General features: G+C 48.8%; 5 protein-coding genes. 3 read left to right on the plus strand and 2 right to left on the minus strand.

Annotated features, from left to right (window positions below; all coding sequences use genetic code 11):
• Window positions 1-19 precede the first annotated feature (19 nt).
• Complete coding sequence (locus JFN88_RS05405) at window positions 20-4,699, minus strand: X2-like carbohydrate binding domain-containing protein (protein ID WP_199018306.1); 4,680 nt, start codon at window positions 4,697-4,699, stop codon at window positions 20-22.
• A 422-nt stretch (window positions 4,700-5,121) separates the two neighbouring features.
• Here JFN88_RS05405 and JFN88_RS05410 point away from each other — a divergent pair, with 422 nt between their 5' ends.
• Both JFN88_RS05410 and JFN88_RS05415 read left to right on the plus strand, forming a co-directional pair.
• On the plus strand, window positions 5,122-12,633 hold the full coding sequence (locus JFN88_RS05410; protein ID WP_199018307.1) for a cadherin-like beta sandwich domain-containing protein: 7,512 nt from the start codon (window positions 5,122-5,124) through the stop codon (window positions 12,631-12,633).
• Between the two features lie 168 nt (window positions 12,634-12,801).
• Window positions 12,802-12,969, plus strand: coding sequence for a hypothetical protein (locus tag JFN88_RS05415; protein WP_199018308.1), 168 nt, complete (start codon window positions 12,802-12,804; stop codon window positions 12,967-12,969).
• Here the strand turns inward: JFN88_RS05415 and JFN88_RS24935 are convergent.
• Window positions 12,956-13,681, minus strand: a complete 726-nt coding sequence (locus JFN88_RS24935) for a response regulator transcription factor (protein ID WP_199018309.1) — start codon at window positions 13,679-13,681, stop codon at window positions 12,956-12,958. The genes JFN88_RS05415 and JFN88_RS24935 overlap by 14 nt on opposite strands.
• Window positions 13,682-13,817: 136 nt before the next feature.
• On the opposite strand from JFN88_RS24935, the gene JFN88_RS05425 reads away from it, so the two are divergent.
• A complete protein-coding gene (locus JFN88_RS05425) occupies window positions 13,818-15,917 on the plus strand; it encodes a sensor histidine kinase (RefSeq protein ID WP_199018310.1) in 2,100 nt (699 codons plus the stop codon).
• The last annotated feature ends 83 nt before the right edge of the window (window positions 15,918-16,000 follow it).

Genomic DNA, 16,000 nt, shown 5'->3' on the forward strand with positions numbered 1-16,000 from the left:
TTTTAAATTTGACCTGATATTACGGTTTCAGTGATGCGGCGATGATATCGCGCGCAGCCCAGTGGCTGACTGGGACGTCTTTCCATGGGGATTGATCCACATCAGCAACCTTCAGACCGATTACACGATTTATGATCGCTACTGCTTCTGCTCTAGTCAGTGACTGATTAGGCCGGAATGTGCCATCCTGGTAACCATTGATGTAACCTGCGCTTTGAACGGCTTTAATTTCCTTCTCCGCCCAAGTTCCTGCAATATCCTTGAAGCCTTTGCCCGATTCAGACAGGTTCATTGCGCGGGAAATGAGCGCAGCCATTTCAGCGCGGGTAATCGGCTGTTCAGGCTTGAATGTGCCATTGCTGAATCCTTTCATAAGCCCAAGTTCAGTTGCTTGATGGATGGCCTTCTCCGCCCAGTAGCCGGATTTCACATCACTATAGCTATTCGTACTATTACCAGATTCACCATTGAAAATGCGAGACAAGATAGTTGCTATTTCCGCTCTGGTCATCACCTTGCTTGGCTTGAACAATTCGCCCTGGAACCCTTGAATATAAGGTCCTGTATGGTCTGGCGAGATGCTCTTGCTCTTAACAGGTACGAATGTGCTGAATTTTGTTGTATCGATTTGAACAGCGCTTCTGGAACCATGCGTAGTCAGGCTTCCTTTCGTACGCTCCTTGGTGCCGTCGCTATGCTCAATATATGCGCCGAGGCGTTTGGAATCAGCCTGGCTTGGCTTCTCATCCTGAAGCGGAAGAACTAGCTTCACTTCATGGTTTTGCAAGTTGGTTTCAATATCTACAGGGCGACCGTTCAGAACGACTTCAGCGCCATTCCATGCATCAGCGCTAAATGATTTGGCATTTGCACGCTGCGCAATTTCCTTGATCCGCTCTTCCGATTTGACCGGTACTACCTTGAAGGTAACCGCTTCGTTGACGTTTTTCAAAGAAGTATTCGGAATCATGATCGCCGCATTAGCCGTGTTCAAAACCAGATCAAGATTGCTCTGCGTCAACTGCTTCACTGCCTCTTTGTCAATCGCGATACTTGTCAAGCTTGCCTCGTCCTTCTCGTCAGGAATGTCCACTACAAGAGACTTGGAACCCGCCTGCTTCGCGATGAGAGACTTTACGATATTTTCGGTAAGCCCAACTTCATCTTTATAGCTGCCATCGGATTGCTTGTTGCGCTTTACAATGGAAGAAGAGTCATTCCCTCCACCTCCAAATCCGCCGCCGCCGTTGTTACCGCCGTTGTCTGCACCCGGAAGTTGCGGTTTCGGAGTATTGAAGATAAGCTTATCGACAAGCATCAGAGCATCCGAAGCATTAACAACTTTAAGCGTATGGAAACCGTTGCTCAGCCCATTGATGGAAAACAAGCTTTTGGTCAGTGTGCGCTTTTCCGAGTGGGCGTCAACTGTTTGTTTCAGAACGCCATCCATGTAAATGTCCATCTTGCCTTGTTTTGGCCCTGTCGGGAAAAGCAGTTCAATACCGTTGCCCTTGAAAGTATACTCGAAGTAAGCGCCTTTCTTCGACGTTTCATGTACATCATCAAAGTAGTCCCCAGCGAAGTTGAAAGTCAGGTTGAGCTTTCCGTTAGGCTGCGAATTCAGATAGGATGGCAAGATTTTCACCTGATTGCCTGCAATCGTATAATCCGTTCCTTCCACAAGCACCTGGGAACCGTTATTAACCTTGGTGAGAAGATCGATGTCCTCGATAAAGCTCACATTGAAGCCCTCGTTGCTGGCTTTATCGTATTTTACGATTGTTTCTTCCAGCAGGCTAGGCAAGTGTATCCGGAATGCATCCAATACCGCAAAGCGCGCTTTTTCCAGACTGACAACCTTGATCGTATGCTTGCCGTACGGCAGTCCTGATATGGAAAAAGCGGTGTACATAGGCTCATTGCTAGCATTTGGGTCACTAGGATCGATTATACCTTTGGATTGGCCATCGATGAATACCTCGAGTTTGCCCATTCCTTTATCCTTTTCAGTTATTACATCGATACCTGTACCCTTGAACCTGTAAGAGTAGGAAGAGCCTTGCGTTTCTGTCCAATGCACATCCTTCTCGTAATTCCCGGAACGACCGCCATTATAAAACCATTTTCCAGAAAAGGAGATGCTGGAATCCGTGTTATTGACCATAGCGTAGCGCCCAGGAGCAGCCGAGTTTGTAACTGTTATTTTAAGTGGTAAAGGTGTACGATTCTTAAACTCAAAGCTCAGTTCATTTAACCCTAATGGAAGTGTGGCCAAGTAGTTTTTGCTGATCGTTACAATATTATCAGCGATTTGATAATCTGTATCGTTGACTAAAGGAGAGGTCCCCTTCTTAATACCAGTCAAGCTATCGTCGCCTGTTAGCAGTAAGTTCACCGCCAGATCAGTTTGGTTCCAGCTCGCTTTGTCAAAACTTAGATCGGTAGGAGAAATGGATGTTCCGATTATTGCAATGCTAAGACTTTGGGTAGCCCCTTCAGCAAACTCGAATGTCAGATTGACCGGCTGCAGCGCATCCTGTTGCATGAAGTAGTTCGACTTCAAGGCGACTTCGCTATCTTGCAACGTATAATCTGTATTCTTAGTCAAAGTCTTCGTGCCATTTTTAATGCTTACAAGCGACTCTGAAGCAAACGGCAACGGAATTTTGATGTCTTTAGGATCGTTTTTGTCAAAACTGTTGGCAGACGGCGTTCCAAGCAATGAGCTTGTGGTTACTCGCAATGCATCTAACAACAGGTACTTGTTCTCATTATTTACGACTTTGATCGTATGCACACCGTCAGGGAGATCGGCAATGGCGAAACCGACCTTCATAGGAATATTTTGCTTTTCAGGATTATTAGTAGTGAATTCCCCTTGGTCGACGTCATCAATATATACTTGGAATTTACTTACTCCTCTATCCTCTTCAGTTACGTATTCAATACCTGTCCCCTTGAAAGTATAGGTAAAGTAGTTGCCACTGCCATCTGTAAAATGAACATCACGATTGTGGTTCCCAAATGAACGGTTCCCATTATGATTCCAGCCATTGGAATACTGAATATTAGGATTCGTGTCGTTGATCAATATTTGATAAGACGGGTCCTCGTTCACTACGTTTGAACTGTCAGCGTTCTCATTAACGGCTTGCTCTCTACTCGCTAGCGCTCCGGCTGCAGAAGTGTCCGAGAGTGTAACTTCAAGTTTCTGTGACGCGGCAGCTTTCTCGTTGTCATCATTGCGTACCCAGTGCTCCACATATGTATCCCCTTGTTTTTCCCAGGAATAGCGAAGACCAGTATTATCGTTATTTACAGTCGCCTTGCCGCCCTTCGCAGTTACCTTGAACAAGCGCGAGGCATGCGGCTCTATTTTTGCATCCGTGAACCCTGTCTGGAACGTACCGAGTTCTTGACGGCTCCACAAATCGCGCACAGAGGCTGAGCCATCCAAGCCAATATCACTCCAGTTGACAGTTACCGAAGCTTCTTTAGAACTGAGATTAAAAAGTGCGACATTAAAAGTGCCATCGCCATTATTGCTATACCAGACCTGCTGGTCTGTAGCCATAGACACCGGACGCGCCGGCATTCCCGCCTGATTGACAGCAATAACCTCAGGATTTGTCAGCAGCTCAAGACCAAGGTCGTCCAGATTGGATATGTCGTCCCCAATATAGAATTGTGCTGCCGAAACTGCCCAGAACGTCGTTGCGGTTCGCCGCTCGTCTTTGGTCAAGCCGCTCGTTTTACCATTGCCGACATTCAGCGAATCAAAGTCATTCCAGCCTCCAGGACCGGCCTCTCGCCAGTAAATGGCTGTCATAGGGAAGAGTCGGGCAATGTTGGCCCATTCCACCATTCCTTTTTCATGGGAATAGGCTTCCACATCCCAGTGGATACGCCAGCCATTGGAATATTTTCTCCACCAGTCGGCGTAATTGGGATCAACCGCCCATGAAAGCTCCAGCCAAATATTGTGTCTGGACAGCGCTGTATGCCATGCCTTCACATCCTCGCGCGCGTCCCGGTCCAGGTTATTTTCGCCAGAACCCGGCGTGACACTGTCAAATTTGACAAAATCGATGCCCCATCCGCCAAGCAGATCCCCGATGGAATCAATGTACTTTTGAGAGCAAGGGTTACTGAAGTCCATTTTGTACGTATAACTGTCCCACAGGTCCATGATGACCGGCTTCTTATTTGCGTCCAGATAGACGGTATCCTTCACGCTACATTCAGGATGTCCGTATACTTTAATGCTTTCATCATAATACACATGCTTGGATACGCCTGGGATAAAATACACACCGATCTTCTGTCCGTTATTGTGAACATAATCAATAACTTCCTGGAAGCCATTCGGGTACAGATTTTCATTGGGGATCGGTCTGGCATATTCATCCATGTCCCCATTCCAGCCTGCATCGATATTAATATATTCATACCCGAATGGTTGCAGCGTCTTCTTCATGGCATCGGACTGCTTCTTGATCTTTTCTGCCGAAGTCCAATTGCCTGGCCCATCATAGACCTGGAGGCTGTAAGAGCTCCAGCCCATCAATGGTTTTTGCGCCAAACCGTTTTGGGCTGCCTCAGCAACCTGATTGACAGGCACAATCAAAGCGATTTGCGCCCATAGCACGATGCTTGCAATCAGACACAACAAACTTCTCTTCACATGTCTCTTCAACATTCGCTTGTTCTCCTCACCTTCTCGTTTTTTAAAGCGTTTTCAAATACTAAAGTCATTGTAGGAAAATTGATGAAGAAAACCTATGGATAGAACTATGACTTTGTTAACATTTCTCCATCAAGGACGCCCATGGGTTCAAATCAAATAGTACTATTCTAAGAAATTGATAAAATTTCTCCGATCACCCTTAGTTTGCGTGTAATTATTTTGAATATTCTGGACAAAACTGCTCGAATTGAATAGGGCCGCATAGAAAGAATTTATTTCATTTTACTCTTATTTTACCCCATTGCTGTAGAGTATAGCATGCAGCGGACCGTGACAATCGCTTCGGAATTGTACGGCGCAAACGGCTTTTTTGTCCTTCTATGGGCAAAGCTTCGTTACGCGGAGAAATAAAAAATTAAAAGGAGGATGATACTTTGCTTCAACATTGGAGTAGGATTGTCAGGAAGAGTACATTCGTATTCTTGGCACTGATCGTCATGCTTTCCACGATGCCGATTGTTCACGTACATGCAAATCCAGTATTCGACGGAGGTGATGGCTCCGAGGAGACACCTTTCTTAATTGCGAATGCCATGCAGTTGGATAACGTTCGAAATGATCGGTGGGCGCATTACAAGCTCATTGCCGACATTGATCTGTCCGTCTTTGCAACGGCAGACGGAGGGCAAGGCTGGAAGCCGATTCCCGGGTTTTCCGGGACGCTTGACGGCGACGGGCATACCATCACGGGGTTATCCATCCAACGAGAACAATCAGAATATGTCGGCTTGTTTGAAGCCCTGTATGGTGGAAAAATTACAAATCTGAACGTATTGCAAGCGGTGGTCGGAGGAGAATCCCATACGGGAATTGTTGCCGGTTTAGCATCAAACGCGGTTCTGAATAACGTACATACTTCAGGCGATGTGCGTGGAAACGGTTATGTTGGCGGGTTGGTCGGCAATCTCCAGACCGCTTCAGTTCAGCAGGCAGGATCGTCGGCAACCATTTATGGTAGCGGCGACTATATTGGCGGGTTGTTCGGCTGGGCTTTCAACTCCGAAATTAGCGACAGTTACGCAGAAGGCGCCGTAACCGGCGTGGGTGCCAGGGTCGGAGGGCTTGTCGGGGAGCTCAATGGCGGAGTTATAAAGCGTTGTTATGCAACGGGGAGCGTAACCGGATCGTCTGCGGTTGGAGGCCTGATCGGCAATGGAACCTCAAGCTTCAATCCTCCTGATACGGTTTATTTGCCAGAGGTCGAGAACAGTTATGCACTTGGCGCGGTAAGTGGGGAGAGCACGGGCACTGCCGGCGGGCTGGCGGGCTATATGTATCAGGTAACTGTAAAAAATAGCTACTCTGCCGGGGCCGTGAACGCATCCGGAACCGCAGGAGGGTTCGCAGGCTACAGCTACGACTCAACAGTGTCATCATCGGTTTGGGATGTAACATTATCCGGTAAAGCCGTTGGTTACGGATATAGCGGGAATGAACCCGGAGTGACGGGTTTGACGCCGGAATCGATGTCTAAGTCCGCCAGTTTTGCCAATTGGGACTTGACTGGAACCTGGGCGTTATCGGAAAACAAGAGCTATCCTTACCTTCGCAACAATGCGCCGCTTTGGCTGACTGATCTGACGTTCGTGCCGGATAACGGTACAACTGGCTCTTTGACACCTGGCTTTAAATCTGCGATTCGGCAGTATGCGATTAGTGTAACAAATGGGGCCTCTTCCATGGCAATTACAGCAAGCCCTGCCAATCCTGACGCGTTAGTCTCCACTGTGGGGGGGAATGCGCTAGTTGTCGGCAATCAAACAGCGGTGGTTACTGTTGCCGATCCAACCGGGGTCAGAACGTCACAAACCTATACGATTACGATCAACAAGCTCTTATCATCAAATATTTCATCAGACGCCAATCTGTCCAATCTGTGGGTAGACGGGGTGCCGGTGCCTAATTTCAACAGTGCAACTCTGTCCTATTCCATAACCGTTGGTGCTGATGTAACGGATGTGAATGTGACAGCAGAAACCGCAGATTCGGGCGCCACCTATTCCGTTAGCGGAGGCCATAATCTTCAGGCTGGAAGCAATACCGTCACCATACAAGTCATCGCTTCTGATGGGACAATTAAAACATACACCATTGAAGTTATTCGCAGTAAATTCGCCGGTGGGCAAGGGACAACGACGTCGCCTTATCTGATCAGGACGCCGGAGCAGTTCAATGCAATACGAGATTCGGACGCTTACCAAAAAGCGTTTCGGCTTATTGCCGATATCGATCTGTCCGCATATGCCTCTCAAGATGGAGGCAAGGGCTGGATACCCATCTATTTGGAAGGCTCTTTGGACGGGAACGGGCATCGGATTACCGGATTGAAGATCAACCGGCCAAGTGAGGATAACGTGGGTCTATTTAATTATGTTTATCTTGGCAGCGTATCTAATCTGGAAATTGTTCAGGCTTCAGTAAAGGGGTTCGATAAAACAGGCATATTGGTGGGCTGGCTTAGCAACGCCACCGCAAAGAATGTGCGCGTGTCCGGGGAAGTTTCGGGACGAGACAACGTGGGCGGGATAACCGGCTACAATTCAGGAACGATCCGCTCAAGCAGCTCTTTGGCCAATAGCGCTGGCAGTCGCAACAATGCCGGTGGATTAGTCGGACAAAATGCAGGCGGACAAGTGATTGAAAGTTATGCGGAAGGAACTGTCAGCAGCAACAGTCAGGCAGGCGGGCTGGTAGGGTTCGACTCATATGGCAAGATTACCAACAGCTTTGCAACCGGACAAGTAACTGTAACTATGACTGGAACTAAAGCTGGCGGCCTGGTTGGGCAGGCAACCTCAGGGACCTACACCAATAACTATGCGACAGGAAAAGTTGCTGGCGGAAGCACAATAGGCGGCCTGGTCGGCAACAATTCCAGTGGATCGTTCACCAATAATTATTGGAATACGACGACATCCGAGCGTAGCAGCGCTGCAGGATCGGGAGCATCCACTGGCATTACCGCACGCACCACCGATGCAATGAAGAACAGCACGAATTATAGCTCATGGGACTTCAGTACAATTTGGAATCTTGTCAGCGGCACGACAACGCCTTATCTGCGCACCGCGCCCCTGCCGATATGGCTGACGAGCGTAACGGTTACGGCGAATTCCGGCGAATCGGTTACCGTTGCCCCTAACGTTGACAACATGAATTCGAGCTATCGGGCTAACGTTGCGCCCGATGTGACTAGTGTAACTGTAACGGGAGCGACACTTGATCCGTCTAGCGTAATTTCGGTTAGCGGCAGCGCGAATCTAACTACAGGTGACAACCCGATTACTATTAACGTGACCGGAGCAAACGGAGTAGACAGCAGAACCTATTCCTTGATTGTTACACGTTCAGACCCTTCCGCCACAGGTTTAAGAGAGTTGGCGCTATCTGCCGGAACATTAAATCCGGCATTCAATGAGGCGACAACCAGCTATACGGTAAGCGTACCGTACAGCACTTCGTCTCTTAATGTCACCCCGACAGTCAGTCATGCCGGCTCGACTGTCAAAGTTAATTCGACGCCTGTAGCCAGCGGCCAAGCTAGCGGAGCTATCGCGCTTGCCGCAAACGCGACGACTACTGTCACAGTAGAAGTGACTTCACTCGACGGGGCGAATAAGAAGGTCTATACGATTGCCGTTACGCGGGCAGCGGCAAGCACAAATGCCAATCTGAGCGCATTGACTATTAGCTCAGGGACGCTGTCGCCAGGCTTCTCCAGCTCGGTCACCAGTTATACCGCGAGCGTAACGAATGCAACTTCTTCCATTACAGTCCGACCTACTGTGGCCGACTCAACAGCAACAGTCAAGGTTAGCGTCAATGATGGGACACCCGTATCGGTGAACAGCGGACAGAATAGTTCGTCCCTCTCTTTAAATACAGGGGTGAATACCATTGTTGTCACTGTAACAGCACAAGACGGGTCGAGTAAAGATTATCGTATTTCGGTGACACGAGCAGCCAGTTCGGAATCAAGACTTAGCGGCTTGTCACTGTCAACCGGTGTGCTGTCGCCAAGCTTCAACAACAGCACAGTTAATTATACGTCTTCCGTGGCCAACAGCGTCTCCAGCATTACAGTCAAACCTGTAGCGTTGAATTCTGCAGCAACGATCACAGTGAGCATTAATGGCGGAACATCTGAATCGGTGACAAGCGGCGAATCTAGCTCCGCATTAGCATTGAATACGGGAGAAAACACGATTGTCGTGTTAGTGACAGCCGAGAATGGAGCGACCCGAACTTATACGATTAAGGTAACTCGCGCAAAAAGTTCGGTCGGCGATATAACGGCATTCAGTTTTGAAGGGTTGACGCCTGCGGTGACGGGAACGATTAACAACACAACCATCACCTTAACCGTACCTTATGGGACAGACCGTTCCGCGCTAGTCGCAACTTTTACCCATTCGCCAAATTCAACAGTTGCAGTGGGGTCAACGATCCAGACGAGCGGGACAACCCCGAATAATTTCAATTCACCTGTAACGTATACGGTCACTGCCGAGAACGGGGCAACGAAGTCGTATACAGTTACTGTGAACATAGCTCCGAGCAACGAGAAAGCCATTACAAGCTTTAGCTTTGCCGAACAAACCGGATCGGCATTGATCGATTCTACGGCCCATACCGTATCGATTGAAGTTGCCAGCGGCACCGATTTGACTGGTTTGACAGCAACTTTTTCCCTGTCTGCAGGGGCCACCGCAACGATAGGTCCTGTGACCCAATCTAGCGGCGTAACCGTCAACAATTTCACGAATCCAGTCACTTATGTTGTAACCGCTGCTGATGGCAGCCAGCAAAACTGGACCGTTAACGTGTCGGTAGCAATTCCAGCCGCTCCAACTGGGTTAACTCACAGTAGTATTACTTCTACTGGCTGGGTTCAGACGTGGACTGCGGTAACCGGAGCAACTGGTTACAACGTGTATGTCGACGGAACGAAGATCAATTCTTCTCCGATCACTGCGACCAGCTTCACGGTCACGGATCAATCGCCGGGTACGACCTACTCCGTTGAGGTAACCGCCGTGAATGGTTCGGGCGAGAGTTCGGCATCCGATGCGGACAGCGTGACTACGATTACGGATGCTCCAACTGGACTGAATCACAGCAGTGTGACTACTACTGGCTGGGTGCAGACGTGGACCGCAGTAACCGGAGCAACTGGTTACAACGTGTATGTCGACGGGACGAAGATTAATTCTTCTCCGATCACTACGACCAGCTTCACAGTCACGAATCAATCGCCGGGTACGACCTACTCCGTGAAAGTTACAGCTCTGAGCAGTGCGGGCGAAAGCTCAGCTTCTGCCGTGGACAGCGTGACTACGATTACGGATGCTCCAACTGGACTGAATCACAGCAGCGTGACTACTACTGGCTGGGTGCAGGCGTGGACCGCAGTAACCGGAGCAACTGGTTACAACGTGTATGTCGACGGGACGAAGATTAATTCTTCTCCGATCACTACGACCAGCTTCACAGTCACGAATCAATCGCCGGGTACGACCTACTCCGTGAAAGTTACAGCTCTGAGCAGTGCGGGCGAAAGCTCAGCTTCTGACGCAGACAGCGTGACTACGATTACGGATGCTCCAACTGGACTGAATCACAGCAGCGTGACTACTACTGGCTGGGTGCAGACGTGGACTGCGGTAACCGGAGCAACTGGCTACAACGTGTATGTGGATGGCACGAAGATCAATTCTTCTCCAGTCACTACGACCAGCTTCACAGTCACGAATCAATCGCCGGGTACGACCTACTCCGTTGAGGTAACCGCCGTGAATGGTTCGGGCGAGAGTTCGGCATCCGACGCAGACAGCGTGACTACGATTACGGATGCTCCAACTGGACTGAATCACAGCAGTGTGACTACTACTGGCTGGGTGCAGGCGTGGACCTCAGTAACCGGAGCAACTGGTTACAACGTGTATGTCGACGGAACGAAGATCAATTCTTCTCCGATCACTGCGACCAGCTTCACGGTCACGGATCAATCGCCGGGTTCGACTTACTCCGTTGAGGTAACCGCCGTGAATGGTTCGGGCGAAAGCTCAGCTTCTGACGCAGACAGCGTGACTACGATTACGGATGCTCCAACTGGACTGAATCACAGCAGTGTGACTACTACTGGCTGGGTACAGGCGTGGACCGCAGTAACCGGAGCAACTGGTTACAACGTGTATGTCGACGGAACGAAGATCAATTCTTCTCCGATTACTACGACCAGCTTTACGGTCACGGATCAATCGCCGGGTACGACCTACTCCGTTGAGGTAACCGCCGTGAATGGTTCGGGCGAAAGCTCAGCTTCTGACGCAGACAGCGTGACTACGATTACGGATGCTCCAACTGGACTGAATCACAGCAGTGTGACTACTACTGGCTGGGTGCAGGCGTGGACCGCAGTAACCGGAGCAACTGGTTACAACGTGTATGTCGACGGAACGAAGATCAATTCTTCTCCGATCACTGCGACCAGCTTCACAGTCACGAATAAATCACCGGGTACGACCTACTCCGTGAAAGTTACAGCTCTGAGCAGTGCGGGCGAAAGTTCAGCTTCCGACGTGGACAGCGTGACTACGATTACGGATGCTCCAACTGGACTGAATCACAGCAGTGTGACTACTACTGGCTGGGTGCAGGCGTGGACCGCAGTAACCGGAGCAACTGGTTACAACGTGTATGTCGACGGAACGAAGATCAATTCTTCTCCGATCACTGCGACCAGCTTCACAGTCACGAATAAATCACCGGGTACGACCTACTCCGTGAAAGTTACAGCTCTGAGCAGTGCGGGCGAAAGTTCAGCTTCCGACGTGGACAGTGTAAAAACAAAGTCTACGCCTAGCTCATCGGGATCAGGTGGCCCTTATGGGGGCACAGCCACGGATGAGACGAATGTGAACACAACAGACGGGAAATTGACACTTCCCCCTGAAAGCGCCGGTTCGACCAGATTGGACGACGAGATACGCGTAATTGTTCCAGCCGGAGCGACCGCCAAAAAGCTGCAACTCGTAGTGGAAAAGGTGCTGAATACAACGCCTCTCGTTGTCAACAATGAAACTTTTGTCAGTCCTATTTTTGAAATTACAAAAAACTTCACGGAGAATTTTACGAAGCCTGTTACGTTAATTATCCGATTTGATGCCAGCAAAATAAAACCCAATCAAACGGCGGCCATATTCTATTATGATGAACAAGGCAAACATTGGGTGGCAATCGGTGACAAGGTAGAGGGCAATACCGTCACAGCAGAAGTGTCTTACTTTGGGAAATTTGCTGTACTTGCCGTCGACAAGAAGGTAGATGTAGAACCGAAAAACTCTTTCACAGACATCTCCGGTCACTGGGCGGAATCAAGTATTATAAAAGCCGCAGCGGACCGAATCGTTAACGGCTTCCCGAACGGCACCTTTAAACCAAACGACCCTGTCACGCGGGCAGAGTTCGCCGTTATGCTGATGAACGCTCTCAAACCTCAAGGTGAAGGCGCTTCGTTGAGTTTTACAGATGCGTCCAAAATTGGCGCATGGGCAAAAACAGCAGTCGCTCAAGCGGTGCAAGCCGGTATCATCCATGGATACAGCGACGGAAGGTTCCGGCCGGATACGCAAATTAATCGTGTTGAGATGGCCGTCATGATTGCCGGCGCCCTAGGTGGAAATTATTCAGTGGTACAACAAACAGGGTTTTCGGATGACACAACCGTTCCAAACTGGGCAAAATCTAAGGTAGAAGCGATCAGAAAAGTTGGCATTGTCACAGGACGCGACGGGAATCGTTTCATGCCAAATGAAACTGCGACAAGAGCCGAAGCAGTGACCGTCATTCTGAGAATGCTGGAGAAGTTAGAAAAGAAGCAGTAACAGCGTTCATCAAGCGTAAACGGCTTTGCCGTCTTTAACAGGGACAGCGTCGTTTTACTCAAGCCGTTTATCAACTGGAATTTATACATGTCTATAGTTTCAACAATGGCTGCCTCGTGTACGGCGTCGAGGCAGCCATTTTCCAATTCATTTAGAGGAGGATCAGATATGGCGCAACCAATATCTATTCATGCCGCCAAACCAGGAGATATTCTTGCCAGTGAGGTTATTACTGCCTCCGGTAACATAGTCTTGCCTTCGGGCGTGACCCTAACAAGAGATATCCTCGATCATCTCAAGCGTTTCGGCGTATATACATTGATTATTCGGAAGTAGCCTTCGGTTCCACCACGCCATAGGGGTTAAACTTATAACCTAACCGCAAGGAGGTAATAATGTAGCGAGGCAGAGCCGGATTCGGCTCTATTTTTTTGCGTAAATTCGAAATATGGGTTTTGACGGTGTCCTTGGAGTAGTAGGCATCATCCTCCCACACCTGGCGGTATAGCTGCCGCGGATGAAATACCTGGTTGGGTTTGCTGGCCATCGTAACTAGCATTTGGAATTCTTTTGCCAATAAGGAAATCGGCTGATGGTTCACCATAACCGTCATCCGCTCCAAATCGATATCAAGCCCGGGAAATTCCAACTTAGTTCCTTTGACGGGGGGATGTTCAAGCAGATTGCTCCATCGCAAGTTTGCTCTCACCCGCAGGATGAGATCCTCAGGATCAAAGGGCTTGCCTATGTAGTCGTCGCCGCCGGACTGGAGGGATAACGCTTTCAGCTCCTGCTTTTGCGTACCGGATACGAACAATATCGGCCGGTGATACTGTTTTCGAATAGCGTTACAGAGCGTTATGCCATCCATGTCAGGCATTTGAATATCCATGATGATGAGATCCGGCTCCTCAAACGCAAGCAATTCGAACGCTTGGACAGCATTGAACGCATTCCGGACAATATATCCTTCGTGCGTCAGAAAAGCTGTAACCAACTGTTGGATATCTGGATCGTCATCGATAACGAAAATGACGTTGGGCTTCACTCCGATGTCTCCTCTTTCAAATTAAAATAAATTAAGAAACTATGCACTACTAGTAGTGTAACATTTTATGACTAGTTGTGGTACTCTTGAAGAAAGGCAGTACGGCAAAAATCTGGCTAGTAAGCGAGGCCGTTTTATGAGAAGGAACTTTGCAGAACACAATCGACTATTTCTTTTCTCTATTTCTCTATTTGTTGCAGGGGTGGCCCTTGTCTGGTTTTATTTTATACCTTGGGACAAATCACCTGAACATAGCAACATGCTGAATTCCGAAATACGCTTAACTGAAGGGCTTCAACAGGTTCGGTTGAACGAAGGCATGCACGTTCTCTCCGATCCGGATGGAATGCTGACTTATGCCCAGGCTCAGGAGTTTCGGACGGAAGAGCGGTTTGCTCCAGCATCGGGACGCTCCTCTTTCGGACTCGACGGGAAAACGTACTGGATTCAAACAACGATTACTAACGAATCCACCTTGGATCGATGGGTGCTGCGGTTGTCGAATGCCATCGTTGATAGTGTGGACCTATACGCCGACGGGCAACAATTGAATACTACAGAGAATTCCGATAATGGAAAAAAGTTGGACGATCATTATTGGTCTTATGAGCTTGTCTTGCCCGCCAATCATCCCGTTACGCTCTACCTGCGAGTAACTACGATGGGTGCGATGATTCTACCCCTGGATTTGATGAATGCTTCCGTCTATTACGATAAGCTCCGGGCAGAATTTATACTATTTGGCTTGTATTACGGTTTCGTGATGCTTATGGCAGCATACATTTTTATGATGTATATCTTCATGAAAAATGTAGCTTACTTCTATTATTTGCTATATATTATTTTCTTCGCTTTGTCTCAGCTGGTTTGGAACGGATTGCCTCAAGAACTGCTCGGAGAACAGAGCGAATTGATCCGGTTCCTTCTGCGCATCTTGGGTTCCTACGAGGATATCTTCCTCTTTTTCTTCATTCTTTGTTTATGGTTTGTATTATTCTTTCTGGACAGGGTACTGCAAATAAAAGTTTACGCTCCAAAGCTTCGTTATGCGGCAACAGCTATAAAATGGGCTTCGCCATTTGTCGTACTGGCATTGCTCTTTCATTTGCCTGGCTTTTCGACGATCGCCATCTGGTACGAGTTTATCGTATTTATGGTTCTGATTGCTTCAATTTTCTACAGTGTGTTTCGAGGAAATATAGCGGCTAGATATATCGTTCTTGGTGTCATTTCGATTTTTGGTCTCGCGATTCCAGCTGTTCTGTATACTTTTGGCCTGGTCCAGCACAGCCTGTTGACCCATTATGGGTATCAACTGGGCTCTATTACGGAGTTTATTATATTCGCCGCCGCGCTCTCCTACCAAACCAGGCAAAACGAGAGGGGTAAAATTAACGCGCAGCGGCAAATGATTGTCAATCAGGAAAAGCTCGTCAGAACGCTGGAACAGTGGAACGAAGAATTGGAGCATACGGTAAGTGAGAGAACGGAAAAGCTTGTTCACTCCCAGAGAAGACGCAGCGAGTTGCTGCAAAACATTTCGCATGATATCCGCTCTCCCCTGACGGTTGTGCAAGGCGGAATTAAGGCTATGATGCTCGGCATTCAGGTTCGTCCGGGAGAGCAAAACAAGCATTTGGAAGATTTGTATGGGAAGGTTCTCTACATTACGCGATTTATCGATGACTTGTTCCAACTTAGCATAGATGAGCAGGACGATTCTAACTCTCACCACCAATCGAAGGAAACACTCCACATGCAACAGTGGGTTATGAAGGAATTCGCCTTCCTTGAGGAGTTTATTCGGATTGCGGGGTTACAATGCGAAACGGAAATTCAGGCGGACAGTGACCCGGTTATGACGGTCGATCCCCACGGAATGCGCAGGGTGCTGACAAATCTCGTTCATAACGCTTGCAAATATTCACTGGCGAATAAACGGATCAGACTGGAGGCGATAATTGACTCGGACGGCGTTCAGATCAGCGTAGAGGACGAGGGACAAGGGATCGCGGCCGAGCACCTCGTCAACATTTTCGAACGAGCGAACCGCGGGGCGCAACATGATCCATTGACAGGAAGCGGCCTGGGCCTTGCCATCGCCAAAGAGATCGTCGAGCAGCACGGGGGTACAATTACAGCGGAGAGCCTCCCCGGAAGAGGCAGCACGTTTGTCGTTCACCTTCCTGCAGCTAACAACAGCTACGTTCCCGCAGATGGGGGAATTTCATCATAAAGCAAGCCTCCTTACGCTCACAAAGCGAATAGAGGCTTGTTTATTTTTTTAAGATCACTTCATAATCTCTCCCACGCTTGAAA

The sequence above is a fragment of the Paenibacillus roseus genome (assembly GCF_016424485.1).
In the GTDB taxonomy this organism is placed as follows: domain Bacteria; phylum Bacillota; class Bacilli; order Paenibacillales; family Paenibacillaceae; genus Paenibacillus_D; species Paenibacillus_D roseus.

Bases quoted from the DNA above. Each gene is read 5' to 3' on its own strand.
- JFN88_RS05405 (WP_199018306.1), bottom strand. From the start codon at position 4,699: ATGTTGAAGAGACATGTGAAGAGAAGTTTGTTGTGTCTGATTGCAAGC.
- JFN88_RS05415 (WP_199018308.1), top strand. From the start codon at position 12,802: ATGGCGCAACCAATATCTATTCATGCCGCCAAACCAGGAGATATTCTT.
- JFN88_RS05425 (WP_199018310.1), top strand. From the start codon at position 13,818: ATGAGAAGGAACTTTGCAGAACACAATCGACTATTTCTTTTCTCTATT.